Origin of the sequence: Streptomyces curacoi (assembly GCF_001513975.1) — a bacterium.
GTDB classification, from domain to species: Bacteria; Actinomycetota; Actinomycetes; order Streptomycetales; family Streptomycetaceae; genus Streptomyces; species Streptomyces curacoi.
Genome location: NZ_KQ947985.1, coordinates 373,409 through 385,795, shown reverse-complemented (window position 1 = coordinate 385,795; position 12,387 = coordinate 373,409). Strand labels below are relative to the sequence as shown.

At 72.3% G+C, this 12,387-nt stretch carries 12 protein-coding genes; 3 read left to right on the top strand and 9 right to left on the bottom strand.

Annotated elements, in window-relative coordinates; genetic code table 11:
- Positions 1–7: 7 nt before the first annotated feature.
- The gene (locus AQI70_RS07220; protein WP_062145642.1) at positions 8–1,024 is read left to right on the top strand and encodes an ATP-binding cassette domain-containing protein; all 1,017 of its coding nucleotides are present in this window, start codon (positions 8–10) and stop codon (positions 1,022–1,024) included.
- A complete protein-coding gene (locus AQI70_RS07215; protein ID WP_003999634.1) occupies positions 1,021–1,869 on the top strand; it encodes an ABC transporter permease in 849 nt (282 codons plus the stop codon). The genes AQI70_RS07220 and AQI70_RS07215 overlap by 4 nt, the downstream gene beginning before the upstream one ends.
- Before the next feature lie 80 nt (positions 1,870–1,949).
- Here AQI70_RS07215 and AQI70_RS07210 read toward each other — a convergent pair whose 3' ends face one another.
- The 6 genes from AQI70_RS07210 to pdhA all read right to left on the bottom strand — a co-directional run bounded on the left by AQI70_RS07210 (position 1,950) and on the right by pdhA (position 8,983).
- Positions 1,950–3,059 carry a potassium channel family protein gene (locus AQI70_RS07210; RefSeq protein WP_062145640.1) on the bottom strand — a complete coding sequence of 370 codons (1,110 nt, stop codon included), beginning with the start codon at positions 3,057–3,059 and terminating at the stop codon, positions 1,950–1,952.
- Complete coding sequence (locus AQI70_RS07205; protein ID WP_062145638.1) at positions 3,056–4,420, bottom strand: molybdopterin molybdotransferase MoeA; 1,365 nt, start codon at positions 4,418–4,420, stop codon at positions 3,056–3,058. The genes AQI70_RS07210 and AQI70_RS07205 overlap by 4 nt, the downstream gene beginning before the upstream one ends.
- A complete protein-coding gene (locus AQI70_RS07200; RefSeq protein WP_062145636.1) occupies positions 4,417–5,364 on the bottom strand; it encodes an NTP transferase domain-containing protein in 948 nt (315 codons plus the stop codon). The genes AQI70_RS07205 and AQI70_RS07200 overlap by 4 nt, the downstream gene beginning before the upstream one ends.
- A gap of 81 nt (positions 5,365–5,445) precedes the next feature.
- Positions 5,446–6,846 carry a dihydrolipoamide acetyltransferase family protein gene (locus AQI70_RS07195; RefSeq protein ID WP_062145634.1) on the bottom strand — a complete coding sequence of 467 codons (1,401 nt, stop codon included), beginning with the start codon at positions 6,844–6,846 and terminating at the stop codon, positions 5,446–5,448.
- Positions 6,846–7,850, bottom strand: coding sequence for an alpha-ketoacid dehydrogenase subunit beta (locus AQI70_RS07190; protein ID WP_062145632.1), 1,005 nt, complete (start codon positions 7,848–7,850; stop codon positions 6,846–6,848). The genes AQI70_RS07195 and AQI70_RS07190 overlap by 1 nt, the downstream gene beginning before the upstream one ends.
- Positions 7,847–8,983: a pyruvate dehydrogenase (acetyl-transferring) E1 component subunit alpha gene (gene pdhA / locus AQI70_RS07185; RefSeq protein WP_062145630.1), complete on the bottom strand. Its 1,137-nt coding sequence runs from the start codon at positions 8,981–8,983 to the stop codon at positions 7,847–7,849. Before pdhA ends, AQI70_RS07190 begins: the two co-directional genes overlap by 4 nt.
- Positions 8,984–9,173: 190 nt before the next feature.
- Between pdhA and AQI70_RS07180 the strand changes: the two genes are divergently transcribed.
- Entirely contained in the window at positions 9,174–9,659 is a 486-nt protein-coding gene (locus AQI70_RS07180; protein ID WP_062145628.1) for an Lrp/AsnC family transcriptional regulator, read from the top strand.
- Positions 9,660–9,676: 17 nt separating this feature from the next.
- On the opposite strand, the gene AQI70_RS07175 is transcribed toward AQI70_RS07180, so the two are convergent.
- The 3 genes from AQI70_RS07175 to AQI70_RS07165 form a co-directional block, all read right to left on the bottom strand.
- Entirely contained in the window at positions 9,677–9,979 is a 303-nt protein-coding gene (locus tag AQI70_RS07175; protein ID WP_062145627.1) for a hypothetical protein, read from the bottom strand.
- A 142-nt stretch (positions 9,980–10,121) separates the two neighbouring features.
- Positions 10,122–10,712, bottom strand: a complete 591-nt coding sequence (locus AQI70_RS07170; RefSeq protein ID WP_062145625.1) for a TetR/AcrR family transcriptional regulator — start codon at positions 10,710–10,712, stop codon at positions 10,122–10,124.
- A 19-nt stretch (positions 10,713–10,731) separates the two neighbouring features.
- Positions 10,732–12,249, bottom strand: a complete 1,518-nt coding sequence (locus AQI70_RS07165) for a 3-hydroxyacyl-CoA dehydrogenase (protein WP_062145623.1) — start codon at positions 12,247–12,249, stop codon at positions 10,732–10,734.
- Positions 12,250–12,387 lie beyond the last annotated feature (138 nt).

Sequence of the window (12,387 nt, the reverse complement as noted above, 5' to 3'; positions counted from 1 at the left end):
CCTCACCATGAGCCAGCACACCTCCGGCCTGGCCATCGAGACCGCGGGTCTGGTGAAGACGTTCGGCGAGACCCGGGCCGTCGACGGAGTCGATCTCTCCGTTCCGGCCGGCACGGTCTACGGCGTCCTCGGCCCGAACGGCGCCGGCAAGACCACCACGGTGAAGATGCTCGCCACCCTGCTACGACCCGACGGCGGCGAGGCCCACGTCTTCGGTCACGACGTCGTCCGCGAGGCCGACCAGGTGCGCAGCCTGGTGAGCCTCACCGGCCAGTACGCGTCCGTGGACGAGGACCTGACCGGCACCGAGAACCTGGTCCTGCTGGGCCGGCTCCTCGGACACGGCAAGCACGCGGCGCGTGAGCGTGCCGGGCAGCTCCTGGAGGCCTTCGGGCTGGCGGAGGCGGCCGGAAAGCAGGTCAAGAACTACTCCGGCGGCATGCGGCGCCGTATCGACATCGCCGCCTCCATCCTGAACACCCCCGACCTGCTCTTCCTCGACGAGCCGACGACCGGCCTGGATCCGCGCAGCCGCAACCAGGTGTGGGACATCGTGCGCGCGGTCGTCGCCCAGGGCACCACCGTGCTGCTGACCACGCAGTACCTGGACGAGGCCGACCAGCTGGCGTCCCGGATCGCCGTCATCGACCGCGGCAAGGTCATCGCCGAGGGCACCAAGGGCGAGCTCAAGGCGTCCGTCGGCGCAGGCTCCGTACATCTGCGGCTGCGCGATCCGGCGCAGCGGTCCCTCGCGGCGGACCTGCTGGTCCGTGCCCTCGACGCGCATGTGCAGCCGGAGCCCGACCCCGTGGCCCTGACGGCCCGCCTGGGTACGGCGGCGAGCGACGACACCGCGGCCGAGCAGGCCGCCCGCGCACTGAACGAACTCGCCCGCGCCGGCATCACCGTCGACAACTTCTCGCTGGGCCAGCCCAGCCTGGACGAGGTGTTCCTCGCCCTCACCGGACACGACACGCACGACTCCCGCGACGCCGACGACAAGAAGGACGAGGTGGCGGCATGAGCACCGCGACGACCACCGAGGGCAGGGACCTCGCACCGGTCAGCACCGAGTCACTGGCCGCGCTGCTCATCGCCAAGGAGCGGCCGCCGCGCCCCAGCGCGTGGTCGGCCTCACTGACCTTCGGCTGGCGGGCGGTCCTGAAGATCAAACATGTGCCGGAGCAGCTCTTCGACGTCACCGCGTTCCCGATCATGATGGTGCTGATGTACACGTACCTGTTCGGGGGCGCGCTGGCCGGGTCGCCGAAGGAGTACATCCAGTTCCTGCTGCCGGGCATTCTCGTGATGTCGGTCGTGATGATCACGATGTACACCGGTGTCTCGGTGAACACCGATATCGAGAAGGGCGTCTTCGACCGCTTCCGGTCGCTGCCCATCTGGCGGCCGTCGACGATGGTCGGCTATCTGCTCGGCGACGCCCTGCGCTACACGATCGCGTCCGTCGTGATGCTCACCGTCGGCATCATCCTGGGCTACCGCCCGGACGGCGGGTTCGGCGGTGTGGTCGCCGGGATCGCGCTGCTGATCGTCTTCTCGTTCGCGTTCTCGTGGATCTGGACGATGTTCGGGCTGATGCTGCGCAGCGAGAAGTCGGTGATGGGCGTCAGCATGATGGTGATCTTCCCGCTCACCTTCCTGTCCAACGTCTTCGTCGACCCGAAGACCATGCCGGGCTGGCTGCAGGCGTTCGTCAACAACAGCCCGATCACCCATCTGTCCTCGGCCGTCCGCGAGTTGATGGCGGGTCAGTGGCCGGCGGACGAGATCGCCTGGTCACTGGGCTGGGCAGGCCTGTTCGTGCTGGTCTTCGGGCCGATCACGATGCGGCTGTACAACCGCAAGTAGCCGGGCCGAGTGCCAGAAGGCCGTCGTCCCCGGGGAGGTCAGATGACCCCCCGGGGACGACGGATGACCTCCTCGGGACGTCAGATGGGCTTCATGCCCGGAGGCAGACGCCGCTCGTCGGGCGCCACCTGACTGCTGGGCGTCGCCCGCACGATGGTGATGAGCCGGTCCGTCAACTGCAATGTCCCGACGTCCGGATCGTCGTATCCGAGCACCCGGTGCCCGCGTACGACGCTGATCACCAGGTCGTCCGTCTGGCGCGGGGTCTTGCCCACCTCGGCCTTTATGATCGGCCGTTCGACGATGTCGAGCCCACTGCCCTGCTGGATCAGGTCCTCCAGGACCATGCCGGCGGCGGGGCTGAGCACGGAGAGGCCGAGCAGCCGGCCGGCCGCGCTGGCGCTGGTGATGACCGCGTCGGCGCCGGACTGTTTCAGCAGCGGCGCGTTCTCCTCCTCGCGCACCGCGGCCACGATCTTCGCACCGCGGTTGAGCTGCCGGGCCGTCAGCGTCACCAGGACGGCGGTGTCGTCCCGCTGGGTCGCGATGATGATCTTCCGCGCCTTGTGCACCTCGGCCCGCTTCAGCACCTCGCTGCGCGTCGCGTCGCCCACGACACCGGCGTATCCGTCGGCGACCGCCGCGTCGACCACCTTGGAACTCGGGTCGACCACGACGACCTGGTCCTTCCGGAGGCCGGTCGCACAGACGGTCTGGATCGCCGAACGCCCCTTCGTGCCGAATCCGACGACGACGGTGTGGTCACGCAAGGTGGACCTCCAGCGGTTCAGACGCCATTCCTCCCGGGTCCGCTCGGTGAGGACCTCCAGCGTGGTGCCGACCAGGATGATCAGGAACAGCACACGCATGGGCGTGATGACGAAGATGTTGGTGAGCCGGGCGGCATCACTGACCGGGGTGATGTCGCCGTATCCGGTGGTGGAGAGGCTGACGGTCGCGTAGTAGAAGGCGTCGAGGAGGTCGACGGAACCGTCGGAGCTGTCGTTGTAGCCCTCGTGGTCGGCGTAGACGATCAAAGCGGTCGTCACGAGCAGCGTCAGAGCAATCAGGACCCGCTTGGCGACCTGACGGAACGGGTGCTCCACGATCTTCTTCGGGAGCTTCACCCGATAGGTCGCGACGCGCTCCTCCGCCTGACGAGCGATCGCGTCCTGGCCCGGAAGTTTCACGTGAAACACACCTCGATGCCGGCGGTCGCCCAGGGCAGATCGAGCAGTTCGGTCTCCTGACCGGCGCGGGCACCGCCCGGTGGTACGACGGCGACGGCGTCGGCCGCCGCCATCCCGCGCAGCATCGCCGGGCCGTGGTAGTGCAGCGGCACGGCATGGTCCCCGCGCAGCACGACGGGGATGAGCCGGGTGTCGTACGGATGCCCGTGCGCCGCCTCCTTCAGGGGCAGCGTGTACGGCTCCGGGGCCGGTCGGGCGGCGAGGGTGCGCAGCAGAGGCTCGGCGAGCGTGAGCAGGCCGGAGACGGCGGCGAGGGGGTTGCCGGGCAGACCGACGAGGTACTGGTTCTCCTTGATGCGCGCCAGCAGCATGGGGTGACCGGGCCGCACCTTGACGCCGTCCACGAGGAGTTCGGCCCCGATCCGGTCGAGGGTGGGGTGGACGTGGTCGACGGGGCCGGCCGCGGTGCCCCCGGTTGTAACGATCAGGTCGGCGTCGGAGCTGGTGAGGGCCTGGTGCAGGGCCTTGGCGTCGTCACCGAGCCGGCGTACGGCGGTGACCTCGGCACCGAGTGCGCGCAGCCAGGGCGGCAGCATCGGGCCCAGGGCGTCACGGATCAGACCGTCATGCGGTAGCCCCTCGGTGAGCAACTCGTCGCCGAGGACGAGGACTTCGACACGGGGGCGGGGTACGACGGTGACGGTGTCGTATCCGGCGGCCGCGGCCAGACCGAGCACGGCCGGGGTCACGAGGGTGCCGACGGCGAGCAGTTGATCGCCGCTACGGCACTCCTGGCCGCGTGGGCGGATGTCCTGGCCGGGCTCGATCTCCCGGGTGGGGTGCAGGCGGTCCTTGCTGTCGGTGCGGCCGTGCTCGCTGCGGAGGATGGCCGTGGTGTCGGGGGGGATGCGGGCGCCGGTGGCGATGCGGACGGCCTCGCCGTCGGTGAGCGGCTCGGGCTCGGCGTGCCCGGCGAGGACGCCCTCGTCGCGTACGGCCCAGGGGCCGGGGCCCGCGACCGCCCAGCCGTCCATCGCCGAGGTGTCGAAGGAGGGCAGGTCGGTGAGGGCGGTGAGGGGAGCGGCCAGGGCGAGGCCGAGGGCGGCGTCGAGCGGCACGGAGACGGGAGCGCGGTGGGCGGACCGGGCGGACGTACGGGCGGCGCGGGCGGCGATCTCGCGGGCCTCGGGCCAGGGGGTGGCCTTGTGGTGGCGGTCCGGCTGGCGGGGGGCGTGCGGGGTGGGTGCGGGCACGTGGTCGCCGGGGGTGGGGTGGCCGTTGTCTTCCTTCACGAGAGCGAGCACCTCCTCGACGTCGAGGTCCTCGGCGTCCTCGTCCGCCTGGATGCCGCGGGCGGTCATTCGGCGTCCGGGCGGGTGTCGGGCGTGGCGTCGGGGGCCGCGTCCGACTTGGCGGCGGCGGCCTCCTCGGCCCAGCGCAGGGCGAGGGCGGCGGCCTTGCGGGACGCCTCGGCGACGGCTTCGGGCCCTGTTTCGCCTCCCTTGGCCTGCGCTGCCGCGTACCCGACGAGGAAGGTGGTCAGCGGGGCCGCGGGCCGTGCCACGCCGTGGGCGGCGTCGCGGGCGAGGTCCAGCAGCACCTTGGTGTCGACATCGAGGTCGATGCCCAGTTCGTCCTTGACTGCGGAGATCCATTCATCCAACACGTGCCCATGCTCCCTGATACGTGCCCTGGCGGTCGCGATGTCGTCCCAGGTGTCGCAGTCGAAGGACGCGACGGGGTCGGGGACGCGGGTGAGTTCGAGCGCGCCGGTCAGCCGGCGCAGGGGGAGGCCGGTGAGGCCGTCGTGTTCCTCGGCGAGCGCATTCAGCACGCGGCGCAGCGTGGGCGCGCGGTAGGCGGCGACGAGCGGCTGGTCACGGCCACCGGGGTCGGTGAGCAGCGCGCCGTCGGCCCCGCTCGTGCGCAGGGCGGCCAGCAGCCGCCGTACCGTGCCCTCGTCGAGGAAGGGCAGGTCTGCCGAGAGGACCACGACCTGGTCCGCCGTGGTGTGCCGCAGCCCGGCGTCCAGGGCGGCGACCGGGCCGCCGCCGGGCGGTTCCTCGCGCGCCCAGGTCACCGGCCGCGCGGTGGGCCGGGGGTCGGCGACGACGACGGTGGTCCGGGCGCCCGCGCAGGCGGCGAGCACCCGGTCGAGCAGCGCCCGACCGCCCACGCGCACCCCGGGCTTGTCCACGCCGCCGAGCCGCCGCGCGCCGCCGCCGGCGAGCACGACGGCGTCGTACGCGGCGTCGCCCCCGGGATCGGCGGCGCCCTGCGCGCCCGGCGGTCGGAACTCGGTCACCCCCCGAGTATGCGTGCCTCCACGATCACAGGGAACGCGCTGGAGGCAGTGGGCCGCGGTGGGTGGGCCGCGGTGGGTGTGTCACAGCGTGCGCAGCAGCACCGCCGGCTGTTCCACGCAGTCCGCGACGTACCGCAGGAAGCCGCCCGCCGTGCCGCCGTCGCAGACCCGGTGGTCGAAGGTGAGCGAGAGCTCGACGACCTGCCGCACCGCCAGCTCTCCCTCGTGCACCCAGGGCTTGGGGATGATGCGGCCGACGCCCAGCATCGCGGCCTCGGGGTGGTTGATGATCGGCGTGGAGCCGTCGACGCCGAACACGCCGTAGTTGTTCAACGTGAAGGTCCCGCCGGTGAGTTCCGCGGGCGTGAGGGTGCCCGCGCGGGCCGCCTCGGTCAGCCGGGCGAACTCCGCGGTCAGCGACTCCGCGTCCCGTGCGTGCGCGTCCCGCACGACCGGGACGACCAGTCCCCGCTCGGTCTGCGCGGCGAACCCGAGGTGCACATGGTCGAGCTGGACGATCTCCCGGGCCTCCATGTCGACCATGGAGTTGAGCTCGGGGAACCGGGCCAGGGCGGCGGTGCAGATTCGGGCCAGCAGGGCGAGCAGGGAGATCTTCGGCCCGCCGGCGGCGTTCATGGCGGCTCGGGCCCGCATGAGCTCGGTCGCGTCGGCGTCCACCCAGCAGGTCGCGTCCGGGATCTCCCGCCGGCTGCGGGAGAGCTTGTCGGCCACGGCGCCGCGGATGCCCTTGAGGGGGGTGCGGATGCCTTCGGGGGCGGCCTTGGCGTGGGCGGGGGGAGCCGGTGCCGGGGTGACCGCCGGTGCCTTGGCCGCGCGCTCCTGCACGGAGGCGGCCCGCAGCGCGTACTCCACATCCGCCCGCAGGATCAGCCCGTCGGGTCCGGAACCGTGCAACTCCCGCAGGTCCAGGCCGTGCTCGCGGGCGAGGCGGCGCACCAGGGGGGAGATCACCGGAACGGGGCCCTCGTGGTTGCCGTTGCGGGCGCCGGTCCGGTCGGGGCCGGTGGGTGCGGTGGCGGGCGCGGGACCGGCCGCCTGCGGCCGCACCGGAGCCGCCGGCCGTACCCTGCGCCGCCGTGAGGGGGCCTCGGAGGTGCCGTATCCCACCAGCACGTTCCCGGAGCCCTCGGTCGTACCGCCGGAGGTGGCCGCACTCCCGGCCGCGCCCCCGGCCGTGCCCTCACGCGGGCCCGCTGCCGGTCCGCCGGCGGCGGGCGCCCCCACCGCGACCGTCAGCAGCGGCGCCCCGACGGGCAGCTCCGTGCCCTCCTCGCCGAAGCGGGCGGTGACCACACCGGCGTAGGGACAGGGGATGTCGACCATCGCCTTGGCCGTCTCGACCTCGACGACCGGCTGGTCGACGGCGACGACGTCGCCGACCTCCACCAGCCAGCGCACGATCTCCGCCTCGGTGAGCCCCTCCCCGAGGTCGGGGAGTTTGAACTCGAGCACCTGTGCCATCAGCTCTCGGCCTCCCACTGCAGACGCCCCACGGCGTCCAGGATCCGGTCCACGCCGGGCAGGTGGTGACGCTCCAGCATCGGCGGCGGATAGGGGATGTCGAACCCGGCCACGCGCAGCACCGGCGCCTCCAGATGGTGGAAGCAGCGCTCCGTGACCCGGGCCGCGATCTCCCCTCCCGGTCCGCCGAACCCGCCCGACTCGTGTACGACGACCGCCCGCCCGGTCCGCCGTACCGAGGCGCTGACCGTCTCGTCGTCGAACGGCACCAGCGAGCGCAGGTCGACGACTTCCAGGTCCCACCCCTCCTCCCGCGCCGCCTCGGCGGCTTCGAGGCAGACGGGCACCGACGGGCCGTACGTGATGAGCGTGGCGCTCCTCCCCGAGCGCCGCACCACCGCGCGGCCGATCGGTTCAACGCTCTGGGGGTCCTCCGGGTTCCAGGAGTCCTTCGACCAGTACAGCCGCTTGGGTTCCAGGAAGACGACGGGGTCGTCGGAGGCGATGGCGGCGCGCAGCAGCCCGTAGGCGTCGGCGACGGTCGCGGGTGTGACGACATGGAGCCCCGGAGTGGCCATGTAGTAGGCCTCGGAGGAGTCACTGTGGTGCTCGACGCCGCCGATGCCGCCGCCGTAGGGGACGCGGATGGTGATCGGGAGCGGCATCTTGCCGCGGGTGCGGTTGCGCATGCGCGAGACGTGCGAGATGAGCTGCTCGAACGCCGGGTAGGCGAACGCGTCGAACTGCATCTCCACGACCGGGCGCAGGCCGTACATCGCCATGCCGACGGCCGTGCCGAGGATGCCCGCCTCGGCCAGCGGGGTGTCCGTGCAGCGGTCGTCGCCGAACTCCTTGGCGAGGCCGTCGGTGACGCGGAAGACGCCGCCGAGGGTGCCGACGTCCTCGCCCATGACGTGCACGGCGGGGTCGGCGGCCATGGCGTCGCGCAGCGCGCGGGTGAGGGCCTGCGCCATGGTGGCCGGCTTGACGGCGACGGTGGTCATCGGTGCGACCCTTCCGACTCGGCTTCGAGCTCGGCCCGCAACTGGTCCTGCTGTTCGCGCAGTTGCGGGGTCGGCTCGGCGTACACATGGGCGAACAGGTCCATCGGGTCGAGCACCGGGTCCTGGTTCATGCGCTCGCGCAGGTCGGCGGCCATCGCCTCGGCTGCGTCCCGGGCGGCCTGCTTGCCGTCCTCGTCGAGCAGGCCGCGCTCGGTCAGCTCGTGCTCCAGGAGCGCGATCGGGTCGTGCCCGCGCCAGGTCTCCACCTCGGAGTCGCCGCGGTAGCGGGTGGCGTCGTCGGCGTTGGTGTGGGCGTCGATGCGGTAGGTGATCGCCTCGATCAGCGTCGGACCGCCGCCCGCGCGCGCGTGCCGGACGGCGTCGCTCAGCACCTCGTGCACGGCGGCCGCGTCGTTGCCGTCGACCAGGCGGCCGGGCATGCCGTAGCCGACGGCCTTGTGGGCCAGCGACGGGGCCGCGGTCTGCTTGGCGAGCGGGACGGAGATCGCGAAGCCGTTGTTCTGGACCAGGAAGACGACCGGCGCCTGCCATACGGCGGCGAAGTTCAGCGCCTCGTGGAAGTCGCCCTCGCTGGAGCCGCCGTCGCCGACCATGGCGAGCGCGACCACGTCGTCGCCCTTGAGGCGGGCGGCGTGCGCGAGGCCGACGGCGTGCGGCAGCTGGGTGGCGAGCGGCGTGCACAGGGGGGCCACCCGGTGCTCGTAGGGGTCGTAGCCGGTGTGCCAGTCGCCGCGCAGCAGGGTCAGCGCCTCGACGGGGTCCACGCCCCGGGCGACGGCGGCGAGGGTGTCGCGGTAGCTGGGGAAGAGCCAGTCACGCTCCTGAAGGGCCAGCGCGGCGGCGACCTCGCAGGCCTCCTGGCCGGTGCTGGACGGGTAGACGGCGAGGCGGCCCTGCTTGGTGAGCGCGGTCGCCTGCACGTTGTACCGACGGCCCCGCACCAGCTCGGCGTAGAGCCGGCGCAGCAGGTCCGGGTCGGCCTTCGCGGCGGCCTCGGTGCCGAGGACGCGGTAGGGCTCCGCGTCGGGCAGCAGCGGCGCGGGGTCCATGCGGGGCTGCCAGGCGGGCGGCGGCGATGGCCGGTACCCGCCTCGCTGCTCCATGACCGTCATGACGGCACCTCCTCGTGGGAGCGGCTACGGGAGGCGCAGCTTCAGTGACGCGCCTCACCTACCGATTGTTCGGTCGTCGGCACATTTTGGCTACAGGCCCCCTCAGGCTGTGGACAAACGGTTCTCCACAGCCTCCAATGAACGCAGTACGTCCACGGGAGGAAGGTGGGGGGACATGACGCCTGAACAAATGGCCGAGAGCCCGGACGGCAACGCCCCCCTTCCACCCCCGCGCCCGCTCGACGCCATTGATCAGGACATCCTGCAGATGCTCCAGGCGGACGGCCGTGCGTCGATACGGTCGGTCGCCGAGCGGGTCCATGTCTCGCGCGCCAACGCCTACGCCCGCATCAACCGTCTCGTCGAGGACGGCGTCATCCGCGGCTTCGGCGCCCGCGTCAACCACGAGCGGGCGGGCCACGGGACGTCCGCGTACATCACCCTGAAGATCGTCCAGAACTCCTGGCGCACGGTGCGCGAGCAGCTCAGACAGCTTCCCGGGGCCTCGCACATCGCCCTGGTGGGCGGCGACTTCGACGTACTGCTCCTGGTGCACACGCCCGACAACAGGGCGCTGCGCGAGCTGGTCCTCACCCGGCTCCAGGCGATCCCCGAGGTGCTCAGCACGCGCACGCTGCTGGTGTTCGAGGAGGAGGACCTGGAGCCGCAGGGCTGAGCCTTGCCCCCCGGGCGTCAGCCCGAGGCCATCGCCATGGCCATCAGCACCACGACCAGCAGCGGCAGGCACACGCACACCACACCGGCCACGGCCGCGGTGCCCCGCAGCATCCGTGCCGACCGGCGATGCGGCAGCGCCCAGGCGAGCGCGAGCAGGACGAGCGCCCAGCAGACCACGCCCCCGAGGACGGCAGCGGTGTTCGCGCCCCACAGGGCGTACTCCCACGCGAGGACCGGCAGCCCGACCAGCGTGGCCACGAAAGGCGCCCGCCACCACCGCGGATCGTCGGCGCCGGACGCCATGTCGTCGGAGATCATGCGTCCCAGCCCACCAGCCGGCACCGCCCCGGACCATCGGGCGGCGTACTCATCCGGCCACGCGCGCGTACTCAGCCGCCGCCGCGACAGCCGACGCCACGACCGCCGACGCCGCGACAGCCGCCGCCACGACCGCCGACGGTCAGCCCGCCTGCCGCAGCCCCCCGAAGACCAGCCGCACCACCGTGTCGGCGACCTCGCGCTCGCTCATGCCCCGCCCGTCCGGCCGGTACCACTCCACGATCGAGTTGATCATCCCGAAGACGAGCCGGGTCGCCAGCCGCACCTCCACGTCGGCGCGCACCTCCCCGTCGGCGGCGGCCGCCTTCAGCAGTTCGGCGACCCGGTGGTCGAAGTCGCGGCGCCGCTCCAGCGCCCATCGCTCGGTCTCGGTGTTGCCGCGCACGCGCAGCAGCAGCGTCACATAGGGCAGCTCGGTTATGAGCACCTCGACCATGCGCCGCACGACGTACTCCAGACGGTCGGCGGCGTGCCCCACGCGCGCGTGCTCCTCGCCGAGGATCCCGAAGAGGCCGTCGAGCGCCCGGCTGACGGCGCGGCGCAGCAGCTCCTCCTTGCCCGTGACGTGGTGGTAGATCGACGACTTGGAGATGCCGGCCGCCTTCGACAGGTGCTCCATGGAGGTGCCGTCGTAGCCGCGCTCGTTGAAGACCCGCACGGCGACGGAGAGCAGCGTCTCGGGCGTGTACGTGTCGCGCTTGGCGGTCGTCATTGGGTGCTGCCCTCCCGGGTCATGAGGTGCTGCCCTCGCGCTTGTCGGTGGCGTACGCGTGGCGGTACAGCGCGAGCGACGGCGCGTAGCGCCCCGAGGGGTCGCGCAGGTGCAGGTCGTCGAGGAGGGCGTACGCCCAGTTGCGGCCGAGCCGGCGGCTCCACTCGAAGGGCCCGAGCGGGTAGTTGACGCCCAGCCGCATCGCGGTGTCGATGTCCTCCTCGGTGGCCACGCCCTTGGCGACGGCGTCGTGCGCGAGGTCGACGATCCGGGCGACCGTGCGGGCGACGATCATGCCGGGGACGTCGCCGATGACGCTGACGTCCTTGCCGAGCGCCTGGAAGAGTCCGGTGGCCTCGGCGAGGGTCTGCGCGGAGGTGTCCTGGGAGGCGGACAGGGCGATCCGGGTGGCCCGGCGGTAGTCGAGGGCGAGGTCGAAGTAGACGACGTCCCGGAACTCGACCGAGGTCTGCCCGTCGGCGAGCGCCAGCTGGCCCCCGCCGGGCAGCACCAGGCGGGTGCCGTGGTCCTCGTCCTCCTCACGGACCTGGATGCCCGCCTCGCGGATCAGGCCGAGCAGCTCGGAGGCCGGGCCCAGGTCGCCCTCGGCGACGACGTAGGCGGGCGGCCGGGCCTTCTCCGCGGTGTGCGGCTCCGGCCGGTCCGCGCCTTCGGCGTAGTCGTACCAGCCGTGCCCGCTCTTGCGGCCGAGCCGGCCGGACTCGACCAGGCGGCGCTGGGCCAGCGAGGGCGTGAAGCGCACGTCCTGGAAGAAGGACTGCCACACGGAGTGCGTGACGGACTCGTTGACGTCCTGCCCGATGAGGTCGGTGAGCTCGAACGCGCCCATCCTGAAGCCGCCGCACTCGCGCAGGACGGCGTCGATGGTGGCCGGGTCGGCTCCTTGCGCCTCGTAGACCGCGAAGGCCTCGGCGTAGAAGGGCCGGGCGATGCGGTTGACGATGAAGCCGGGGGTGTCGGCGCAGGCGACCGGTGTCTTGCCCCAGGCGCGTGCCGTCTCGTACGCGCGCGTGGCGGAGGTGACGTCGGTGGCGAACCCGGAGACGACCTCGACCAGCGGCAGCAGCGGTGCGGGGTTGAAGAAGTGCAGGCCGACGAAGCGGCCGGGATGGGCGAGGGCGCCGCCGATCGCCGTGACGGACAGGGACGAGGTGTTCGTGGCGAGCAGGCAGTCCTCGCGGACGACGTCCTCCAGCTCGCGGAACAGCTCCTGCTTGACGTCGAGGCGCTCCAGCACGGCCTCGACGACGAGGGCGCAGTCGGCGAGCTCGGCGAGGGTCTCGGCGGGGTGCAGCCGGGCGCGGGCCGCGTCGCGGTCGGCGCCGGTGAGGCGGTCCTTCTCGACGAGCCGGTCGAGGCGGGCGCCGATCGCGTCGGCCACGTCCTGAGCGCGGCCGGGAACGGCGTCGTACAGGCGTACGGGATGGCCCGCGACCAGCGCGACCTGGGCGATGCCCTGGCCCATGGTGCCGGTGCCGACGACGGCCACGGGGCTGCTGAGGTCGAGTGCTGTCATGGGCGCGATCCTCCCGCACGGGGTTTTCCACAGATGCGGCGGACCCCCTTGAACCGACCGATCGTTCGGTTACTCTAACTCTGACTGCCTGTTCCTGCCCATGTTTCTGCCCAGGTCATGAGCTCAACGGAGAGCTCT